Source organism: Actinomadura kijaniata NBRC 14229 (genome assembly GCF_001552175.1).
Taxonomy (GTDB): Bacteria; Actinomycetota; Actinomycetes; order Streptosporangiales; family Streptosporangiaceae; genus Spirillospora; species Spirillospora kijaniata.
The window spans coordinates 1-19,976 of record NZ_BCQR01000120.1 but is presented as its reverse complement, the minus strand read 5'-3'; the positions used below and the strand labels follow the sequence as shown (position 1 = coordinate 19,976).

Below are 19,976 nucleotides of genomic sequence, written 5' to 3'. Positions count from 1 at the left end.
GCGCGGGTGTGCGTCGGCGGTGCCATGGTGGAGGGAAGGAGTCGCGTGGCGTCCCACGAGTCGCAGACCGGACGGTCGTCCGGGTTGTTCGCGAGCCCGGACACGTCCTCGTTCACGGAGTTCCTGGGGGCGTATTCGCCGGAGCTGCTTCCGGGGCGGCGGTCGCTTCCGGCGTCGGTGTCGGCGGGTGAGGAGATTCCGCACGGTACGACGATCGTGGCGGTGGCGTTCCCCGGTGGTGTGGTGATGGCGGGGGACCGGCGGGCGACCGCGGGTCACATGATCGCGCAGCGGGACATCGAGAAGGTGTTCCGGGCCGATGAGTTCTCGGCGATCGCGATCGCGGGGACCGCGGGGATCGGCATCGAGATGGTGCGGTTGTTCCAGGTGGAGCTGGAGCACTACGAGAAGCGCGAGGGCCGGACCCTGTCGATCGAGGGTAAGGCGAACCGGCTGGCGACGATGGTGCGGCAGAACCTCGGCATGGCGATGCAGGGGTTGGCGGTGGTGCCGCTGTTCGCGGGTTATGACGAGGTCCGCGATGTGGGGCGGATCTTCTCGTATGACCCGGCGGGTGGCCGGTACGAGGAGCGGGACTTCCACTCGATCGGGTCGGGGTCGGTGTTCGCGCGTGGGGCGTTGAAGAAGCTGTACCGGCCGGATCTGTCGGCGGAGGACGCGGCGCTGGTGTGCGTGCAGGCGTTGTACGACGCGGCGGATGACGACTCGGCGACGGGTGGGCCGGATCTGACGCGCAGGATCTTCCCGGTGGTGGCGTCGGTGACGTCCGACGGGTACCGCCGGCTCGGTGAGGACGAGGTCGGCGCGTTGGCGCGGACCGTCGTGGATGGCCGTTACGACTCGCCGGGCGGTCCGACCGCCCCGCTGCGATAGAAGGGAAGCGGACCGGTGTCGATGCCGTTCTACGTCTCGCCCGAACAGCAGATGAAGGACAAGGCGGACTACGCGCGCAAGGGGATCGCGCGGGGTCGTAGCGTTGTCGTTCTTCAGTATGCCGACGGGATCCTGTTCGTGGCGGACAATCCGTCGCGGGCGCTGCACAAGATCAGTGAGATTTACGACCGGATCGCGTTCGCGGCGGTCGGGAAGTACAACGAGTTCGAGAACCTGCGGCTGGGCGGTGTCCGGTACGCCGATGTCAACGGTTACCAGTACGACCGGCGTGATGTGACGGCGCGGGGTCTGGCGAACGTGTACGCGCAGTCGCTGGGGACGATCTTCACGGAGACCAACAAGCCGTATGAGGTGGAGTTGGTCGTGGCGGAGGTCGGGGAGTCGGCGGAGACCGATCAGATCTATCGGTTGACGTTCGATGGTTCGGTGGCCGACGAGCATGGTTATGTGGCGATGGGCGGTCAGGCGGACGCGGTCGCGCAGGCGTTGAAGGACCGTTACACCGAGGGTGCGTCGTTGGCGGACGCGCTGCGGGTGGCGGTGCAGTCGTTGGAGGCGCAGGACAGCGACCGGCATCTGGAGGCCAAGTCGCTGGAGGTGGCGGTGCTGGATCGGAATCGTGAGCACCGGTTGTTCCGGCGGCTTCCGGCGGCGCGGATCGGGGAGTTGCTGGGGAGTACGGAGAGCGGTGCGGCGGAGTCCTCGGAGGGTGGTTCCGCGGGTGGTGCTTCGGGGGCCTGAGCGGCTTTCGGGGTGAGTGTCGGTCGTTGGTGGGGGCTCGTCGCGTGTGTGGCGGGCCTTCGCCGTTTCGGTGTTCGGTCCGGGTTGTGGGGGCGGTGGCCGATCATGGCCGTGTGGTGGGGGTGGTGTCCGCGAAACAACCGGCGGTGAAGGCTGCCAAGTCGACGTCCGGCCGCATAGGGTCGAGTGTGTGGACAGGCGCATCTTCGGGCTTGAGAACGAGTACGGCGTCACCTGCACCTTCCGCGGTCAGCGGCGGTTGTCACCTGATGAGGTGGCGCGCTATCTGTTCCGTCGGGTGGTCTCGTGGGGCCGCAGCAGCAACGTGTTCCTGCGCAACGGCGCGCGGCTCTACCTGGACGTGGGCAGCCACCCCGAGTACGCCACGCCCGAGTGCGACAACGTGATCGATCTGGTGACGCACGACAAGGCGGGGGAGCGGATCCTGGAGGGTCTGCTGGTGGACGCCGAGCGGCGGTTGCGCGAGGAGGGCATCGCCGGTGACATCTACCTGTTCAAGAACAACACCGACTCGGCCGGGAACTCCTACGGCTGTCATGAGAACTATCTGGTGGGGCGGCACGGGGAGTTCGGCCGGCTGGCCGATGTGCTGATCCCGTATCTGGTGACGCGGCAGATCATCGCGGGGGCGGGGAAGGTGCTGCAGACGCCGCGGGGTGCGGTGTACTGCGTATCGCAGCGGGCCGAGCACATCTGGGAGGGTGTGTCGTCGGCGACGACCCGGTCGCGGCCGATCATCAACACGCGGGACGAGCCGCACGCGGACGCCGAGCGGTTCCGTCGGCTGCATGTCATCGTCGGTGACTCGAACATGAGTGAGACGACGATGTTGCTGAAGGTCGGGGCGACCGATCTGGTGCTGCGGATGATCGAGGCGGGCGTGGTGATGCGCGACCTGACCCTGGAGAATCCGATCCGGGCGATCCGTGAGGTCAGTCATGACATGACGGGTCGGCGCAAGGTGCGGTTGGCGAACGGTCGTGAGGCGAGTTCGCTGGAGATCCAGCGCGAGTACTTCGGCAAGGCCAAGGATTTCGTGGACCGGCGTGGCGGTGACGCGATCACGACGCGGGTGCTGGATCTGTGGGAGCGGACGCTGCGCGCGGTGGAGACCGGTGATCTGGATCTGGTGGCGCGGGAGATCGACTGGGTGACGAAGTACCAGTTGATCGAGCGGTACCGGCGCAAGTACGACCTGCCGTTGTCGTCGCCGCGGGTGGCGCAGCTGGATCTGGCGTATCACGACGTGCATCGGGAGCGGGGGCTGTACTACCTGCTGGAGAAGCGGGGGTCGGTGGAGCGCGCGACGCGCGATCTGGCGATCTTCGAGGCGAAGTCGGTGCCGCCGCAGACGACGCGGGCGCGGTTGCGCGGGGAGTTCATCCGCCGGGCGCAGGAGAAGCGGCGGGACTTCACGGTGGACTGGGTGCATCTGAAGCTGAACGACCAGGCGCAGCGGACGGTGCTGTGCAAGGACCCGTTCCGGTCGGTGGACGAGCGGGTCGACAAGCTGATCGCCGGGATGTAACGACTACCGGCAGGTCATCGGCGGGGTAGGGTGAGCGCTCGTCAGCGCTCACCCTCCTCGCGTGTAAGGACCTTTATGCGCCGTCGTTCCGCCCCGTTCCGTTCTGTGGTGCTGCCCCTGGTGGCCGTGGTGGCCGCTCCGCTGGCGCTGTCGGCCTGTTCGGGGTCGGGTGATGTGCAGGTGGAGGTGAAGGGCGCGGCGGGGACCAAGCCGGAGGTGGTGATTCCCAAGGGGGACGAGCCCGGTAAGGAGCTGGCGTTGAAGGCGCTGGCGGAGGGTAAGGGCGCGCAGGCCCGCAAGGGCGACATGGTGATCGCCGACTATGTGGGGTACCGGTGGGCGAAGGGTTCGTCGAAGCTGCTGGCGAGTAGTTATGTGGACGGTAAGCCGGGGGCGTTTCCGACCGGTCAGCTGATTCCGGGGTTGGACAAGGCCCTGGAGGGGCGTAAGCCGGGGGCGCGTGTGGTGGCGCGGATTCCTCCGAAGGACGGTTACGGGGAGAACGGTAATCCGCAGCAGCAGGTGAGCGCCGGGGACACGTTGGTGTACGTGCTGGACGTGCGGGCGGTGTATCCGAAGGACGCGGCGGCGCAGGGGGCGCCGCAGCCGCTGGACGATCCCAGGCTGCCGAAGGTGGCGGGTGCTCAGGTTCCGCAGGTGTCGGTGCCGAAGGTCGCGCCGCCGAAGACGTTGCAGGTGCGGACGCTGGTGCGGGGCAACGGTCCGGCGGTGCAGAAGGGGCAGTTGCTGGCGTTGCAGTACGCGGGGGTGTTCTGGCGCAACGGTCAGGTATTCAACTCCTCGTGGCAGGTGGGCAACCCGTACGCGACCACGATCGGCACCGGTCAGGTGATCAAGGGGTGGGATCAGGCGCTGGTGGGGCAGAAGGTCGGTAGCCGGATGCTGCTGGTGGTACCGCCGTCGCTGGGGTACGGGGCCAAGGGGTTGCCGCAGGCGGGCATCAAGGGCGACGACACGCTGGTGTTCGTGGTGGACCTGCTGGGCGTGCACTGAGGAGTGTGCGCTGAGGGGCGTGCGCTGAAAGGCGTGCGCTGAGCGCGGGGCCGGTGTTCTAACGTCAATTCGGGTTGTTCTTAGAATGGCCGGGTGGAGGACATCGACGCGATCGCCGCGCTTCAGGATCCGGTGCGGCGCCGCCTGTACGAGTTCGTGGCCGCGCGGGGCCGTGAGGTGGGCCGGAACGAGGCGGCCGAGGCCGTGGGGGTGCAGCGCACCCTCGCGGCCTTTCATCTGGACCGGCTGGTCGAGGCGGGGCTGCTGGAGAGCGGCAGCCGTCGTCTGACGGGGCGGTCGGGGCCGGGGGCGGGGCGTCCGGCGAAGGTGTACCGGCGTTCCCCGGTGGAGCGTCAGGTGGCGTTGCCCGCCCGGGACTATCGGACGGCCGCCGATCTGCTGGCCGAGGCGGCGGAGGCCGCCGGGCTCGACGACGGGGTGCGGGAGGCGGCGCGCCGCCGGGGCCGGGCGTTGCGGGGGCCGGTGGGGGACCGGGAGGAGCTGGCGTCGCTGCTGCGGTCGCGCGGCTACGAGCCCTACTGGGACGAGGACGAGGGCGAGGGTCGGGACGGGTCCGGGCCTGTGCTGCGCATGCGCAACTGTCCCTTCCACTCCGTCGCCGAGCGCTTCCCGCCGTTGGTGTGCGGGATGAACCTGGCGCTGCTGGAGGGGCTGCTGGAGGGTGCGGACGGCTGGCGGGCGCGGATGGATCCGCGGCCGGGGGAGTGCTGCACGGTGGTGGAACCTTCTAAAAACAACGAACCTTGACATAGAAGGGGCGGGCTGGTGGGATGGCGACCATGCCCGACAACTCCCGTTTCCACCTGGCCCAGCTCAACATCGCCGCGCTGCGCTTCCCCCTGGACGACCCGCGCGTCGCCGACTTCGTGGCGGCCCTGGAACCGATCAACGCCCTCGCCGACGCCGCGCCCGGCTTCGTGTGGCGGCTGGTGGGGGAGGGGAGCGACGACGCCACGGGACTGCGCCCGTTCGGACCCGACGTGATCGTGAACCTCACGGTGTGGGAGGGCGCGGAGGCGCTGTGGGACTACGTCTACCGCAGCGGCCACCTGGAGGTGATGCGCCGCCGCCGGGAGTGGTTCCAGCGGCACGCCGAGGCGCACCTGGCGATGTGGTGGGTGCCCGCCGGGCACGTGCCGAGCCTGGCCGAGGCCGCCGAACGGCTGGAGCTGCTGTGCGCCGAGGGCCCCTCGCCCCGCGCGTTCACGTTCACCTCCTCCTACACCGCCGAGGAGGCGCGGGCGGCCGACCCGGCCCTTGCCGACCGTTCGGGGGCCGGCCCGGCCGGTGCGGGTCGGGCCGGTGCGGGTCAGGCCAGCAGCGCGGCGGTGTGACGGCCCGCGGCGGCCGCGGTGAGGAAGTAGGCCAGGTCCTCGTCCAGGCGGCGGCCCATCGTGGACAGCCGCACCCCCCAGTCCTTCTCGGCGGCGGCCAGCACGTCGCGCAGGCCCTCCACGCCGACCGGGACCAGCTCGTGCCGGTCGCCCAGTGACGCGGCCGCGGCGGCGACGCGCTGCCCGAACGGGCCGCCGAGCTCCGGCACCGCGATCTGGGCGCGGGCGAGCGCGACCCGGCCGTAGGCGGTGAGGCTGTGGTGGGAGACGCCGAGGTGGCGTTCCCGCGTGTCGCCCTCGCTGACCCGCAGGCAGCCCACCGGGCGGCCGTCCAGCACGGCGGCGGCGTTGATCGCCTCCCCGGCCGACACGCCCGAGAAACCCCATTTGGTGCCGGTTCCGAGGTTGCCGGGCCCCTGCGCCACGACGATCACCTCGGCGTCCAGCACCAGCCGGGCGGCCAGCAGCCCGGTGTGGACGGTCACCGTCTCCAGGTCCCCGCCGAACGCCTGCCCCACCGTCACCGTCGCCGCCAGCGCCCCGGCCGCCCTGAGCTGGGCGATCGACATGGAGAACCAGGCGGGCAGCGCGCCCCCGTCGGGCATCACGTACACCACGCGCGTCCCGGGCCGCTCGGCCAGCAGGCCCGCCAGGATCGGCGGCAGCGCCGAGTGGAGGTCGGCCACGATCACCGGGGCGCCGTACAGCGAGTCGGCCTCCCGCAGCAGCCCGTGGTGGGGGGAGTCCTGCTCGTCGGCGCCCAGCACCGTGGCCTGCAGGGGGGTGTAGCGGGCCTTGACCAGGTGGCCCGGGCCCGCCGGGTCGGGGGGCAGCCGGTCGGGCACCGCGACGACCATCGCGTACCCGCCGGTCCCCAGACCCATCGCCAAGGCCGTAGTGTTGAGCAGGACGGTGTCGCCCGGCTCCGGCCGCCCCACCAGCGCGGGATAGGCCAGTGCCCGGCGCGGGCCGTCGTCATCGATCAGGACGGTCAGCTCGACCGCCCCCGGCCACTCCCGGCGAACGTCTTGCACGGTGCCTTTACGCCATCGGATCACAGGGGAGACGGTAGCGTCCTGGGAGAGGGAAAACGGGCGGGACCCGCTGAGCGAACGGCCCGCGAGCGAAGAGGTGGTGGGGAAGTGTCGCGGCGCAAGACCGAGCGCCTGCTCAACCTGGTGGTCTGCCTGCTCGCCACGCGCCGTTACCTGACGGCCGAGCAGATCCGCCGGGCCGTTCCCGGCTACCCCGACTCCGACGAGGCGTTCAAGCGGATGTTCGAACGCGACAAGGAGGAACTGCGGGAGCTGGGCGTGCCCCTGGAGGTCGGCAGCGACGGCGACGGCGAGGAGACCGGCTACCGGATCCCGCCGCAGGCCTACGAGCTGCCCGACATCCACCTGACGCCCGACGAGGCCGCGGTGCTGGGCCTGGCGGCCCGGGTGTGGCAGCGCGCCAGCATGGCCGAGGCCGCCTCCGGCGCGCTGCTGAAGCTGCGCGCCGCCGGGGTGGAGACCGACGAGACCACCGCCGTGGGCATCGAGCCGCGGCTGGACACCGGCGACCCGGCGTTCCCCGCCCTGTGGGAGGCGGTGCGCGACGCCCGGCCGGTCGCCTTCGACTACCAGGGCGTCGGCCGCACCTCCGTGGCGCGGCGGCACCTGGAGCCGTGGGGCGTGGTGAGCCGCCGCGGCCGCTGGTACGTGGTCGGCCACGACCGCGACCGGGGCGAGTCGCGGGTGTTCCGCCTCAGCCGCATCGTCGGCGAGGTCGTCCCCGACGGCCCCGAGGGGTCGGTCGTGGTGCCCGAGGGCGTGGACGTGCGGCGCATCGCGTTCGATCGGGGCGACCCGGTCGCCGAGCCCCGCCCGGCCACGGTGCGGCTGCGGCAGGGCGCCGCGCAGGGCCCGCGCCGCTGGGCCCGCGACGTGCGGCCCGCCGGGGACGGCCGCGACGGGTGGGACGAGGCGACGCTGACGTTCCGCGACGTGGACCGGTTCGCGCCCTACCTGGCCCGGTTCGCCGACGATGTGGTCGTCCTGGACCCGCCGGACCTGCGCGAGGCGGTCATCCAGCAGTTGAAGGCGGTCCTGGCGGGGGGAGGCGGACAGTGAGCAAGACCGAGAACAAGACCGAGAACAAGACGGGCACCAAGCCCGGGGCCAAACCCGGGGCCAGGACCGCGGGCAAGGGCCGGGGCCGGGGCGGCTCGGGCACCTCCACCGACCGGCTCGGCCGGCTGCTGGCGCTGGTCCCGTATGTGATCAACCGGGACACCGTCGCCCTGGACCAGGCCGCCGCCGCGTTCGGCGTCACCGAGAAGCAGCTGATCGACGACCTGAACCTGCTGTGGTGCGTGGAGCTGCGCGCCCCCGACCCCTACTGCCCGATCGACCTGTCCTACGAGGGCGGCGAGATCACCGTCACCGAGGCCGAGTCGATCGCCCGGCCGCTGCGGCTGAAGGTCGACGAGGCCGGGGCGCTGCTGGTGGCGCTGCGGATGCTGGCCGGGGTGCCCGGCCTGCAGGACCGCGACGCGCTGTCGCGGGTGATCGCCAAGCTGGAGAGCGCCGCCGGGGCCGCCGCCCAGGTCGCCGGGAAGGTCGCGGTCGAGGTCGACGCCGGCGGCGACACCCTGGCGCTGCTGCGCGACGCCATCGCCCGGCGCCGCCGCGTCCACCTGGCCTACTACGTGCCCGCCCGCGACGAGAACACCGAACGCGACGTGGACCCCATGCGGCTGCTGGTGGTGGAGGGCAACACCTACCTGGAGGGCTGGTGCCGCCGCGCCGAGGGCGTCCGGCTGTTCCGCACCGACCGCATCAGCGCCCTGCAGGTCCTGGACGTCGCCGCCGAGGTCCCCGACGACGCCGAGCCGATCGACGTCGACGCCGGCCTGTTCCGGCCGTCCCCGCAGGACGTGGCGGTCACCCTGGAGCTGACCCCGCAGGGCCGCTGGGTCGCCGACTACTACCCGTGCGAGAGCGTCGCCGAGCTCGGCGAGGGACGGCTGCGGATCGTGCTGCGCACCCCCGACACCCGCTGGGTGCGGGGCCTGGCGCTGCGGCTGGGCGACCAGGGCCGCATCACCGCCCCCGCCGAGCTGGCCGGCACCGTCCGCGACGACGCCGCCCGCGCGCTCGCGCTGTACGAGTCGGCCCCGCCGGGCACGGCGAGCGCGGCGGCGTACGATGAGCCGCGAGGAGGTCGTTGACGATGCCCGCGGTGTCGTTGGTCACGATCGGGCTCAGCGTCGCGGGCCTGGTGGTGGTGGCGTTCTGCGCGTTCAAGGTCTACCTGGGCGTTCGCCGGTTCGGACGTGAACTCGACCGGGCCCGCGCACGGCTGGAACCCAAACACGCGGTGCTCCGCGATGAACTCCGCGATCTCCAGGAGGCGCGTGCGGCGCGCGACTCCGGCGACGGCGTACGATCGTCGTGAGTACCACTTGGTGAAGAGGACGGATACATGCCCAGTTTCGGTGCCGGCGAGTGGATCGTCATTCTGCTCGTCATCCTTCTGCTGTTCGGCTCGGCCAAGCTGCCGGCGCTGGCCCGCTCCCTCGGCCGCTCCGCGCGCATCCTGAAGGCCGAGACCAAGGGCCTGCACGATGACGACGACGGCGACAAGGCCGCCGACCAGCAGAGCCAGCAGGGCCAGCAGGCGCAGGGCCAGCAGGCGCAGTCGGCCGACGCCCGCGCCGAGGCCGCCCGGCTGCGCGAGGAGGCCGCCCGCCTGGAGCGCGAGGCCGCCCAGCAGCAGTACGGCTCGGGCGCGCGCCCGCTGACCTCCGGGGAGCCGATCCAGGGCGTTCCGGTGTCGGACCCCGACCGCCTGCGCAAGTCCTGACCCTCCCCATCCCACCCCGATCGGCGGCCCCCACCTCCTGGACCCTCGGCGACCATGAAGTTCCTGAGTTCCGCTCCCCCGGCCAACCCCGAAGGCCGCATGTCGCTCATGGAGCACCTCCGTGAGCTGCGCAACCGACTGATCAAGGCGATCTTCTTCCTGCTGATCGGCATGATCGTCGGTTATGTGTTCTTCCAGCCGATCTGGGAGCTGCTGAAGGAGCCCTACTGCCAGATCCAGGCGGCCAAGGAGCTCAACGGCAAGTGCAACCTGGTCGCCAGCGGCATCTTCAGCCAGTTCTTCATCCGGTTGAAGATCGCCATCATCGTCGGGCTGGTGCTGTCCTCGCCGTTCTGGCTGTACCAGCTGTGGGCGTTCGTCGCCCCCGGCCTGTACCAGCGCGAACGCCGCTGGACGTATGTGTTCCTGTCGGCGGCGGTCCCGCTGTTCCTGGTCGGCGCGTGGCTGGCCTACCTGTTCATCGACAAGGGCCTGCAGCTGTTCCTCGGCGGCTTCGGCATCGAGGGGGTCCTGCCGCTGGTGCAGGTCGACCAGTACCTCAGCTACGTGCTGATGATGCTGCTGGTCTTCGGCGTCACCTTCGAGCTGCCGCTGTTCGTGGTGATGCTGAACGTCGTGGGCGTGCTCACCTTCGAGCGGATCAAGCGGACCCAGCGGATCGCCGTGTTCGGGATCTTCGTGTTCGCCGCGATCGCCACCCCCAGCGGCGACCCCGTCACCATGCTGGTGCTGGCGCTGCCCACGGTGATCCTGTACGAGCTCGCCGCGCTGGTCGCCTACTTCAACGACCGGCGCCGCGCCCGCCGCGTCGACCCCGACGTCGCCCTGGCCGACGACGAGATCTCCCCGCTGCGGCTGGAGGAGATCGACGCCGAGCTGGAGCAGGGCAACCTGGAGCAGGGCAAGCGGGGACTTTCCTGACCCCGTCCCGGGCCGTGTCCACGACCCGTCCGTCACCCGGCGCCCCCCGCGACCGAGCACGGTTCGGGGGACGCGCCGGGGCGAACCCGCCCCTCAAGTGGGAACCGGGCCGTTCGAAACCGTAGGCTCGGACCCATGACCACCCCCGACACGCAGTCGGCCGACCAGAGTCCCGCCGCCCGCTACGCCGCCAACCGCAGGCGCAACTCCGGGAGCGGACCCGCCCTGCTGGACTTCCAGACCCTCTACGACTTCCCCCTGGACCCGTTCCAGGTGGAGGCGTGCCGGGCGTTGGAGGCGGGCAGCGGCGTGCTGGTCGCCGCCCCCACCGGCTCCGGAAAGACCATCGTCGGGGAGTTCGCCGTCCACCTGGCCCTGACGGGCGGCCAGAAGTGCTTCTACACCACGCCCATCAAGGCGCTGTCCAACCAGAAGTACGCCGACCTGGTCCGCCGCTACGGCCCCGACAAGGTCGGCCTGCTCACCGGCGACAACAGCGTCAACGGCGAGGCCCCCGTCGTCGTCATGACGACCGAGGTGCTGCGCAACATGCTCTACGCCCAGTCCTCCACCCTGGCGGGGCTGGCGTTCGTCGTCATGGACGAGGTCCACTACCTGGCCGACCGGTTCCGCGGCGCCGTCTGGGAAGAAGTGATCATCCACGTGCCGGACTCGGTGCGGGTGGTGGCGCTGTCGGCGACCGTCTCCAACGCCGAGGAGTTCGGCGAGTGGCTGCAGGCCGTGCGCGGCGACACCCAGATCGTGGTGGACGAGCACCGGCCCGTCCCGCTGTTCCAGCACATGATGGTCGGCACCCGCCTGTACGACCTGTTCATGGAGACCGGCAAGGGCGCCAACCGGCAGGCGAAACTGAACCCCCAGCTCCAGCGGATCGGCGTGGAGGAGATCCGCCGCGCCAAGGTCAACCAGGGCCGCCGCACCGGGCACCGCCGCCAGGCCCGCCCCCAGCGGTTCCGGCCCCCGCTCCGCCCCGACGTCATCACGCGGCTGGAACGCGCCGGGCTGCTCCCGGCGATCACGTTCATCTTCAGCCGCGCCGCCTGCGACGCCGCCGTCCTGCAGTGCCTGCACGCCAACCTGCGGCTGACCTCCCGCGAGGAGGCCGAGGAGATCCGCGCCCACGTCGAGCTGCGCGTGGCCGACATCCCCCGCGAGGACCTGGAGGTCCTGGGCTACCACGACTTCCTGGCGGGCCTGGAACGCGGCATCGCCGCCCACCACGCCGGGATGCTCCCCACCTTCAAGGAGATCGTCGAGGAGCTGTTCGTCCGCAAGCTCATCAAGGCGGTGTTCGCCACCGAGACCCTCGCCATGGGCATCAACATGCCCGCCCGCACCGTCGTGATCGAAAAGCTCGACAAGTGGAACGGCGAGGCCCACGTCAACCTCACCCCCGGCGAGTACACCCAGCTCACCGGGCGGGCCGGGCGGCGCGGCATCGACGTGGAGGGCCACGCGGTCGTCATCTGGAACCCCAGCGTCGACCCCGCCTCGGTCGCCGGCCTGGCCGGCGCCCGCACCTACCCCCTCAACTCCAGCTTCCGCCCCTCCTACAACATGGCGGTCAACCTGGTCGGCGCGGTCGGCGTCGAACGCGCCCGCACCCTGCTGGAGGAGTCGTTCGCCCAGTTCCAGGCCGACCGCGCCGTCGTCGGCCTGGCCCGCCAGGTCCACAAGAACGAACAGGCCCTCGCCGGGTACAAGGACGCCGCCACCTGCCACCTGGGCGACTTCATGGAGTACGCCGCGCTGCGCCGCCGCCTGTCGGACCGCGAGGCCGAACTCGCCCGCGAACGCTCCTCCGAGCGCCGCGCCGAGGCCGCCCGCTCCCTGGAGCACCTGCGGCCCGGCGACGTCATCCTGGTCCCCACCGGCCGCCGCTCGGGCCTGGCCGTCGTGCTGGACCCCGGCGTCGGCAAACGCTCCGACGGGCCCGCGCCCCTGGTGCTGACCGCCTCCGGATCGGTCCAGCGACTGTCGATCCTGGACTTCCCGCGCCCGGCCGACCCCATCGACCGGATCCGCATCCCCAAGTCGTTCAGCCCCCGCAACCCCCAGAGCCGCCGCGACCTGGCCTCCACCCTGCGCAACAAGGTCTCCGAGGACGCCCGCGACCGCAAACGCCGCCGCGACACCCCCGCCGCCGACGACCAGGAGATCACCCGGCTGCGCCAGGAACTGCGGCGCCACCCGGTGCACGGCTGCGACGACCGCGAGAACCACGCCCGCTGGGCCGAACGCTACTTCCGCCTGGAACGCGAGACCGAACAGCTCCGCCGCCGCGTCGAGGGCCGCTCCCAGGTCATCGCCCGCACCTTCGACAAGGTCTGCACCGTCCTGCAGCAGCTCGGCTACCTCGACGGCGACACCGTCACCGAGGCGGGCCGCCGCCTCGGCCGCATCTACAACGAACTGGACCTGCTCACCGCCGAAAGCCTCCGCGACGGCATCTGGGAACGCCTCGACCAGGCCGAGCTGGCCGCGTGCGTGTCGGCGCTGACCTACGAGTCCCGCCAGCCCGACGACGCCGCCCCGCCCCGCATCCCCGGCGGCGGCGTCCAGGACGCCCTGGGCGCGATGGTGCGCCTGTGGCGCCAGCTGGAGGCCGTCGAGGAGGACAACGGGGTGTCGTTCCTGCGCGAACCCGACCTGGGCTTCGCCTGGACGGCCTACCGCTGGGCCAGGGGCGCCGACCTCGACGAGGTCCTGCTGGAGGCCGACATGACCGCCGGCGACTTCGTCCGCGCGGTGAAGCAGCTGCTGGACCTGCTGGGCCAGATCGCCGACGCCGCCCCCGAGAACAGCCACATCCGCAAGACCGCCCGCAGGGCGATGGACGCCATGCGCCGCGGCGTCGTCGCCTACTCCTCGGTGACCTGACCCGACACCCGCCCCGTGCCGCCGTCCGGCGAGAACCCCGAACGGCGGCACGGCACGGCGGCACCCGACCCCCTTCCGGGACCACGGTTTCGGGGATCGCGGTCAGGCGGTCGCGGTGTGGTCGAGGATCGCCCGGACGATCGTCTCCCAGTCGGGCCGCTCGACCCCGTGGCCCGCGTCCGGGAGCCGCAGCAGCCGCGCGCCGGGGATCTCCTCCGCCAGCGCCTCGCCGTGCTCGACCGGGAACGCCGGATCGGCGGTGCCGTGGATGACCAGGGTGGGCGCGGCGATCGACGACAGCGGCGCACGCCGGCGGTCCTCCTCGGGGAGGAGGTCGTGGTTCTGCTGGGCGGCGACGTCGCGGGCGCGCTCGACGTCGCGCCGGACCAGGGCCCGGATCCGCGCCTCGTCGAACGGCCGCCGCCCGCCGCCGAGGACCCGCGAGTACTCCACCAGGTACCCGATCACCGACTCGGCGTCGGACCAGTCCACCGTCGCGCTCGACACGAAACGCGCGTACTCCCGCGACGCCGGCGGGAGCGCGCGGTCGCCGGGCAGCGCGGGGGAGGTGCTGATCAGGACGAGCGACAGGACGCGTTCGGGGAAGTCCAGCGCGAGCAGCTGCGTGATCCCCCCGCCCGCCGAGACGCCCACGACGTGGGCCGCGGGGAGGCCGTGGGCGTCGAGGACGCCCACGGCGTCGGAGACCAGGTCGTCGCCGGTGTAGCCGGGACGGCCGGGCTCGTAGGTGACCGAGCGGCCGGTGTCGCGGTGGTCGTAGCGGACCACGAAGCGGCCGCCCTCGGCGAGCATCCGGCAGAAGTCCTCCTCCCACCAGAGCATCGACGCGCCGATGCCCATGACCAGCAGGACCGGCGGATCGTCCGGATCGCCGAAGGACTCGGCGCACAGCTCGACACCGGCCGTCTCGATCATCCGCTCGACCATCGGTCCCACCCCTGACGAGACGATCACCCGTACTCCCTCACCCCCATGGAACCGCACTCCGGCCGCCGGCCGCCGTCGAACGCGGCAAGGGGGCGCGGGGACGTTCGCGGACCGGCGCCGAGGGGAAGTCCGGTTAAGGTGAGCCTTACCTGATGATCGCGTGAAAGCGCACGTCAACCGGCGCCCACGCGGCCGTCAGGGTGACCAGCGACGCCCCGACCGGGAAGGCCTGCCGCGATGACCGAGACCAGCACCCCCTTCACCCCCGACGTGGTCGCCCAGATCGCCCGGCACATGAACGAGGACCACGCCGGCGACTGCGCCATGATCTGCCGCGCCCTCGGTGGCGTCCCGGACGCCGCGTCGGCGCGCATGACCGGCTGCGACGCCGACGGCATCGAGTTCGGCGCGGTCGTCGACGGACGGGAGGAGGCCGTGCGGATCCCGTGGAGCGAGCGGCTCACCGAGCGCATCCAGGTCCGCCGCGAGGTCGTGCGGATGTCCGACGAGGCCCGCCACATCCTCGGCCTCCCGGCGCGCGACGGCCGGTGACCGGAGCCGCCCCTTCCGGAACCCTCTGGTCATTCCGACGTGGCGTCGGTAAAGTAGCCGACGTCACGTCGGAAAGTTCGCCGGAGCTCTTCCGAGAAGTACTTAGGTAAGGCTAACCTCATCTCGACCGACCGGATCTTTCCGGCAGAACCGGGATGAAAGGTGTGTGCATGGGCATGGCGGAGCAGGGCGCGGGGTTCGCGGCGGAACTGCGCGCCGCCACCTGGGGCGACCACGGCGACAACGAGGGCTCGGCCTACATGTCGGCGCTGGTCGAAGGGCGGCTCGGCCGCGAGGAGTACGCCGCCCTGGTCGGTCAGCTCTACCACGTGTACGACCTGCTGGAGCAGGCCGCCGACGCCCTGGCGGGCGACCCGGTCGCCGGGCCGTTCGCCTTCGCCGACCTGCGCCGCCGCGACGCGCTCCGCGCCGACCTGGCCTACCTCCACGGGCCGGACTGGGCCGACCGGATCGCCCCGAACGCCGCCACCCGCGCCTACTGCGACCGGCTGCGCGAGGTCTGCTTCGACTGGCCCGGAGGGTTCGTCGCCCACCACTACACCCGCTACCTCGGCGACCTGTCGGGCGGCCAGTACATCGGCCGCCAGGTGCAGCGGACCCTCGGCCTCGGCCGCGACGACGACGGCGTGCTGTTCTACCGCTTCCCCGGCAAGCCCAAGGCCTACAAGGACGCCTACCGCGAGCTGCTGGACGCCGCCCCCTGGGACGAGGCCGAACGCGCCCGCGTCGTCGCCGAGGTCAGGCGCGCCTACCGGCTCAACGCCGACCTCACCGCCGAACTGAGCCGCGAGCTGCGCATCGAGCCGGCCGCCTGACCCCGGTCGCCGCGCTTGTCCAAGGGCCGTTCCCCCAAGGGACGGCCCTAAAGTCAATTAACGGACAAAACAATCGAATCAGCGGTTTGTCGGGCCGCATAACGGAGATCACGTCGTTGCCTCGGGGGCAGTTCCGCACCCGACACGAACCGGAGGACACGATGCTCGCCATCATCGCGGCGGTCGTCTTCGCCATCGCCCTGCTGTTCGACCTGGTGGACGTCTCCACCGACGCGTTCAACTTCCAGACCCTCGTCACCCTCGGCCTGCTGCTGCTCGCCCTGCACCTGGCGGGCATCGGCACCAGCGGACGCGGGTCCTGGCGGCGCCGGACCTGACCCACGGACCGGCCCACGGTCCGATCCACGGACCGATCCACGGTCTGACGCCGCCATTCCTCATCCCGTCAACGCGAACCGCACCAGCCGCCGGACCGGGTCGGCCTCCAGCAGGCGGACCCGGACCGGCGCGCCGAGCGGCGGCCGTTCCCCCTCCACCCGCGCCACCACCGCCGGATCCACCAGCTGCACCTGGCCACCGCCCCGCTCCGGATCGGTGTCCACCACCACCGCGTCGAACGACTCGCCGACGTGGTCGCGCAGCAGCAGCGCCTCCACCAGGTCCACGCAGGCCCGCTCCACGCCGCCGCTCCGTTGCAGCGCCCGCCGCATCGTGTCCGGCAGCCCCGGCAACGCCTCCCGCGCCCACCCCGGCACCGGCCGCCCCGCCGCCAGCGCCAGGCACACCTCGGCCGCGTACCGGTCGGCCAGCCGCCGCAACGGCGCCGTCACGTGCGCGTACGGCGCGGCCACCGCCGAGTGCGCCGCCTGCTCGGGCACCGCCCCGTCGAACGCCACATACCCCGCGCCCCGCAGCAGCGCCACCGACTCGTACAGGAACGCCGCGTGCGCGGGCCGCGCGGGCTCCAGCGACCGCACCACGTCCCCGTAGGAGCGGCCCTCCGGCCAGCCGATCCCCAACGCCACGGCGGTGCGCCGCACTCGCTCCAGCGCCTCCGGCCGCGGCGGCGGCATCGTGCGCAGCAGCCCGACCCCGCCCTCCAGCATCAGCCGCGCCGCCGCCCGCCCCGTCAACAGCGAGATCTGCGCGTTCCACCCCTCCGACGGCACGCCGCCGCGCAGTACCAGATGCCACCCGTCCGGCCCGTGCTCGATCTCCTGCTCGGCCAGCGGCAGGTCCACGCCCCCGCGCGCCGCCTCGGCCTCCTGCAGCATCCGGCCGATCTCGCCCAGCAGCGCGATCCGCGGGTCGGCGGCGTCGGCGGAGGCGTAGTCCAGGCGCTCCCGGCTGCGCACCAGCGCCCGCCGCACCTCCACCCCGGTCGTCGCCCCCCGGTCGTCGACGTCGATCGTCCACATCACCGCCGGACGGTCCCGCCCCGGCAGCAGGCTGGCCGCCCCCTCCGACAGCTCCGGCGGATGCAGCGGGGCCTTGGCGTCCGGCAGGTACAGCGTCACGCCGCGCGCGTGCGCCTCGGCGTCGACCGCGCCGCCCGGCCGCACGAACGCCGCCACGTCCGCGATCGCGTACCACACCCGGTAGCCCCCGGGACGCCGCTCCAGGTGCATCGCCTGGTCCAGGTCCATCGACCCGGGCGGGTCCAGCGTGAACAGCGGCACCTCCCGCAGGTCCGCCCGCTCCCCGCCGCCGGGCGGGCGCGCCGCCGCCGCGACCGCCTCCTCCCGCACGGCCTCCGGGAACGGGCCGGGCACCCCGAGTTCCACCCGGATCCGGTCGAGCCCGGCGCGGACCTCGGCGTCGTCCTCGACCGAACGCAGTCGCAGCATTCTGTGCGGCACCCTTCCGAGATTACGGGCGGGGACCGTCCAGACCGCCCAGCACAGTCTCAACGGAAGCGAACCGCCGCGTAAAGAACACGCGCCCGGATCAGTCGGCTTCCCGCTCCTGCGCGAACGCCCGCAGCCCCTCCACGTCCACCACCACGATCCGCCGCCACCCGGTGCGGACCAGGCCCCGTTCCCGCAGGTGCGCCAGCGCCCGCGCGACCGTCTCCCGCGAGGCGTCCATCCAGCTGCCCAGCTCCTCCTGCGACAGCGGCGGCGCGATCTCGATCCCGCCGTCCGGCGCCGCCGGGACGTGCCGCGCCGACAGCTCGGCCAGCTGCGCCAGCAGCAGCGCCAGCCGCCGCGCGCCCTTGGCCGACACGTGCGCCTGCAACCGCCGGTCGGCGTCGTCCAGCCGCGCCACGAACGTCCCGCTCACCAGCCGCCACGCCTCCGGATGGGCGTCCAGGAACGCGGTGAACCGCCGGGCCGGGACCACCAGCGCCCGCACCGGGCTCAGCGCCGTCACCGTCGCCGACCGCTGCCGGTCGCCCAGCACCGCGCTCTCGCAGATCAGGTCCCCCGGCCCCCGCACCGCCAGCACCACCGCGTGCCCGTCCTCGGTCATCGAGGTCACCTTCGCCCAGCCGTCCTCGATGACGATGATGTGGTCGGACTCGTCGCCCTGGTAGCACAGGGGAGTACGGGCGGGGTACACGCGCGGCCGGGACGCCTCCCGCAACGCCTCGCGCTGCGGCTCGTCCAGGGACTCCCAGAACGCCTCGCGGCGGCCGGGGGTGCGCGGCGGAAAAGTCCGTTCGGTCACCGGGGATCCGTTCCTCTTCGCCGGATGCGGTGTCGGTGGCTGCGGTGTCGGTGGCTGCTGTGCCGGTCGGTGGGGCGGGGCCGGGGACCGGCGCCCGGGACAGGTGGGGGGAGTGGGGCGGTGAGGCCCGGTGCCCCGGGCGACGGTCGCCCGTGCCTCCATGAGAACCCCATACTGATCGCGATGGTGCTCCCGCGGGCACGACCTGTCTGCGTCATCTGACACACAGGTCGACCCGCCCTGATCACACTGTCAGGGCCGCAGCGCCTTGCGCAACCGTTCCACCGGGCTGCTCAGCCCCCAGCGCTCGGCGAGCCCGGCCAGCGCGGCGGGATCGCGCGGCTCGTCCGGCAGCCGGTCGTCCAGCCCCCGCAGCTCGGGCGCGTCGATGTCGGTGACCACCCGCACCACGGTCTCGGCCGCCGCCAGGTAGTCCCGCGCCGCCTCGATCCTCTTGCGGGCCGCCGCCGGGAACGCCGCGTCGCCGCCGTCCAGCGCCGCCAGGATCCCCGCCACCGACCCGTACCGGGTCACCAGCGTCGCCGCCGTCTTGTCCCCGACGCCCGGGACGCCCGGCAACCCGTCGCTGGGGTCCCCGCGCAGCGCCGCGTAGTCGGCGTACCCGCGCCCGGGGATGCCGTACTTGGCCGCGACCTCCTTCTCACCCATCACCTCGAGGTTGCGGATGCCGCGCGCGGTGTAGAGGACCTGCACGGGCCCGCGCTCGTCGACCAGCTGGAGCAGGTCGCGGTCGCCGGTCACCACGTCCACCGGGCCGTGCGCCATCCCGGCCACCGCCAGCGTCCCGATCACGTCGTCGGCCTCGTACCCCGGCACCCCGACCCGCGCCAGCCCGAACGCGTCCAGCACCGCGTCGATGACCGGCAACTGCGCGGCCAGCGCGTCGGGCGTCTCGTCGCCCCCACCCTCGGCGACCCGGTGCGCCTTGTACGACGGCAGCGCCGCCACCCGGAACTCCGGCCGCCAGTCGGCGTCGAAGCAGCAGACCAGGCGCTCGGGGGCCCGGTCCCGCACCAGCCGCGCGATCATGTCGACGAGGCCGCGCACCGCGTTGACGGGCGTCCCGTCGGGCGCGGTCACCGAATCGGGGACGCCGAAGAAGGCGCGGTAGTACAACGACGGCGTGTCCAGCAGCATCAGCCCGCTCATGCCGCTCATCGTCCCACGCCCGGACGCAGGACCGCCGTACGCCACCGCCCCCAGTCCAGACGCGGCCGCGCGGCCCGCGCCAGGGCCAGCCCCTCGTCCAGCGCCCCGAGCAGCCGCTCGGCGTCGGCGTCCGCCCCGCCGGACCCGCCGAGCCCGCTGAGGGCGCGCAACAGCGCCGGATAGAGCGCCTCCCGGTGCTCCTCCGGGGCGCGCCCCCGGCAGCCGAGGAACGCCACCGGACGGTCCAGACTGCGCCGCAGCGCCGCCACGTGCGCCTCGTCCGCGCCGCCGTGGCAGGCCAGCACGATCGCCCGCGCCCGCGGCCCGGTCCCGTCCGGCGCGCGCAACGTCCCCAGGTCCAGCCCGCCGACCAGCACCCCGCCGCTCGCGTCACCCGAGCAGACGTCGTCCACCAGCAGCACCGCCGCCTCGCACAGCGCGGCACGGCGCGGCCCCGGCGGGTCCTCCGCGCACATCCGCAGCGCGAGCGCCCCCACCCCCTCCACGGCCCGGCCCGCCCGCTCGAACCGCCGGACGCTGCCGGCGGCGCGGCGCCGCGTCACCAGCGCGACC

Annotated in this window: 21 protein-coding genes; 15 read left to right on the top strand and 6 right to left on the bottom strand. The window is 72.5% G+C overall.

What is annotated here, in order from left to right:
• Positions 1–45 precede the first annotated feature (45 nt).
• From prcB to AKI01S_RS32145, 6 genes are all read left to right on the top strand, one after another.
• Positions 46–894: a proteasome subunit beta gene (gene prcB / locus AKI01S_RS32170; protein ID WP_067826135.1), complete on the top strand. Its 849-nt coding sequence runs from the start codon at positions 46–48 to the stop codon at positions 892–894.
• A 21-nt stretch (positions 895–915) separates the two neighbouring features.
• Positions 916–1,656, top strand: a complete 741-nt coding sequence (gene prcA, locus AKI01S_RS32165) for a proteasome subunit alpha (RefSeq protein WP_067826163.1) — start codon at positions 916–918, stop codon at positions 1,654–1,656.
• A gap of 190 nt (positions 1,657–1,846) precedes the next feature.
• Positions 1,847–3,205, top strand: coding sequence for a Pup--protein ligase (gene pafA, locus AKI01S_RS32160; protein ID WP_067826133.1), 1,359 nt, complete (start codon positions 1,847–1,849; stop codon positions 3,203–3,205).
• A gap of 108 nt (positions 3,206–3,313) precedes the next feature.
• The gene (locus AKI01S_RS32155) at positions 3,314–4,219 is read left to right on the top strand and encodes an FKBP-type peptidyl-prolyl cis-trans isomerase (protein WP_169814049.1); all 906 of its coding nucleotides are present in this window, start codon (positions 3,314–3,316) and stop codon (positions 4,217–4,219) included.
• 93 nt (positions 4,220–4,312) lie between these two features.
• Positions 4,313–4,987: a helix-turn-helix transcriptional regulator gene (locus AKI01S_RS32150; RefSeq protein WP_067826129.1), complete on the top strand. Its 675-nt coding sequence runs from the start codon at positions 4,313–4,315 to the stop codon at positions 4,985–4,987.
• A gap of 32 nt (positions 4,988–5,019) precedes the next feature.
• Positions 5,020–5,574 (top strand): DUF3291 domain-containing protein, encoded by a 555-nt coding sequence (locus AKI01S_RS32145; RefSeq protein WP_084000463.1) that lies wholly within the window; start codon positions 5,020–5,022, stop codon positions 5,572–5,574.
• On the opposite strand, the gene AKI01S_RS32140 is transcribed toward AKI01S_RS32145, so the two are convergent.
• Positions 5,550–6,608: a DUF3866 family protein gene (locus AKI01S_RS32140; RefSeq protein ID WP_067826125.1), complete on the bottom strand. Its 1,059-nt coding sequence runs from the start codon at positions 6,606–6,608 to the stop codon at positions 5,550–5,552. The genes AKI01S_RS32145 and AKI01S_RS32140 overlap by 25 nt on opposite strands.
• Before the next feature lie 108 nt (positions 6,609–6,716).
• On the opposite strand from AKI01S_RS32140, the gene AKI01S_RS32135 reads away from it, so the two are divergent.
• From AKI01S_RS32135 to AKI01S_RS32110, 6 genes are all read left to right on the top strand, one after another.
• Positions 6,717–7,688, top strand: a complete 972-nt coding sequence (locus tag AKI01S_RS32135; protein WP_067826123.1) for a helix-turn-helix transcriptional regulator — start codon at positions 6,717–6,719, stop codon at positions 7,686–7,688.
• A complete protein-coding gene (locus AKI01S_RS32130) occupies positions 7,685–8,788 on the top strand; it encodes a helix-turn-helix transcriptional regulator (RefSeq protein WP_084000458.1) in 1,104 nt (367 codons plus the stop codon). The genes AKI01S_RS32135 and AKI01S_RS32130 overlap by 4 nt, the downstream gene beginning before the upstream one ends.
• Before the next feature lie 2 nt (positions 8,789–8,790).
• Positions 8,791–9,015: a hypothetical protein gene (locus AKI01S_RS32125; RefSeq protein WP_067826121.1), complete on the top strand. Its 225-nt coding sequence runs from the start codon at positions 8,791–8,793 to the stop codon at positions 9,013–9,015.
• Between the two features lie 27 nt (positions 9,016–9,042).
• Positions 9,043–9,423, top strand: coding sequence for a Sec-independent protein translocase subunit TatA (gene tatA / locus AKI01S_RS32120; protein ID WP_067826119.1), 381 nt, complete (start codon positions 9,043–9,045; stop codon positions 9,421–9,423).
• A gap of 54 nt (positions 9,424–9,477) precedes the next feature.
• Positions 9,478–10,365, top strand: a complete 888-nt coding sequence (tatC, locus tag AKI01S_RS32115; protein ID WP_084000457.1) for a twin-arginine translocase subunit TatC — start codon at positions 9,478–9,480, stop codon at positions 10,363–10,365.
• A gap of 135 nt (positions 10,366–10,500) precedes the next feature.
• The gene (locus AKI01S_RS32110; RefSeq protein WP_067826117.1) at positions 10,501–13,266 is read left to right on the top strand and encodes a DEAD/DEAH box helicase; all 2,766 of its coding nucleotides are present in this window, start codon (positions 10,501–10,503) and stop codon (positions 13,264–13,266) included.
• Positions 13,267–13,368: 102 nt separating this feature from the next.
• Here the strand turns inward: AKI01S_RS32110 and AKI01S_RS32105 are convergent, their stop codons facing one another.
• Positions 13,369–14,241, bottom strand: coding sequence for an alpha/beta fold hydrolase (locus AKI01S_RS32105; RefSeq protein ID WP_245681867.1), 873 nt, complete (start codon positions 14,239–14,241; stop codon positions 13,369–13,371).
• Positions 14,242–14,451: 210 nt separating this feature from the next.
• On the opposite strand from AKI01S_RS32105, the gene AKI01S_RS32100 reads away from it, so the two are divergent.
• The 3 genes from AKI01S_RS32100 (at position 14,452) to AKI01S_RS51920 (ending at position 15,940) form a co-directional block, all read left to right on the top strand.
• Positions 14,452–14,766 (top strand): DUF2470 domain-containing protein, encoded by a 315-nt coding sequence (locus tag AKI01S_RS32100; RefSeq protein WP_067826113.1) that lies wholly within the window; start codon positions 14,452–14,454, stop codon positions 14,764–14,766.
• A 170-nt stretch (positions 14,767–14,936) separates the two neighbouring features.
• On the top strand, positions 14,937–15,602 hold the full coding sequence (locus AKI01S_RS32095) for a biliverdin-producing heme oxygenase (protein ID WP_245681866.1): 666 nt from the start codon (positions 14,937–14,939) through the stop codon (positions 15,600–15,602).
• A gap of 161 nt (positions 15,603–15,763) precedes the next feature.
• Positions 15,764–15,940, top strand: coding sequence for a hypothetical protein (locus AKI01S_RS51920; protein ID WP_169814048.1), 177 nt, complete (start codon positions 15,764–15,766; stop codon positions 15,938–15,940).
• Positions 15,941–16,000: 60 nt separating this feature from the next.
• On the opposite strand, the gene AKI01S_RS32090 is transcribed toward AKI01S_RS51920, so the two are convergent.
• From AKI01S_RS32090 to AKI01S_RS51915, 4 genes are all read right to left on the bottom strand, one after another.
• Positions 16,001–17,410 (bottom strand): RNB domain-containing ribonuclease, encoded by a 1,410-nt coding sequence (locus AKI01S_RS32090; protein WP_067826111.1) that lies wholly within the window; start codon positions 17,408–17,410, stop codon positions 16,001–16,003.
• Positions 17,411–17,510: 100 nt separating this feature from the next.
• On the bottom strand, positions 17,511–18,233 hold the full coding sequence (locus AKI01S_RS32085) for a Crp/Fnr family transcriptional regulator (protein WP_067826105.1): 723 nt from the start codon (positions 18,231–18,233) through the stop codon (positions 17,511–17,513).
• A gap of 252 nt (positions 18,234–18,485) precedes the next feature.
• Positions 18,486–19,403, bottom strand: coding sequence for a 5'-3' exonuclease (locus tag AKI01S_RS32080; protein WP_218009899.1), 918 nt, complete (start codon positions 19,401–19,403; stop codon positions 18,486–18,488).
• Positions 19,404–19,408: 5 nt separating this feature from the next.
• Positions 19,409–19,976: hypothetical protein (locus AKI01S_RS51915; RefSeq protein WP_169814047.1), on the bottom strand; the 568-nt coding region annotated here is incomplete at its 5' end.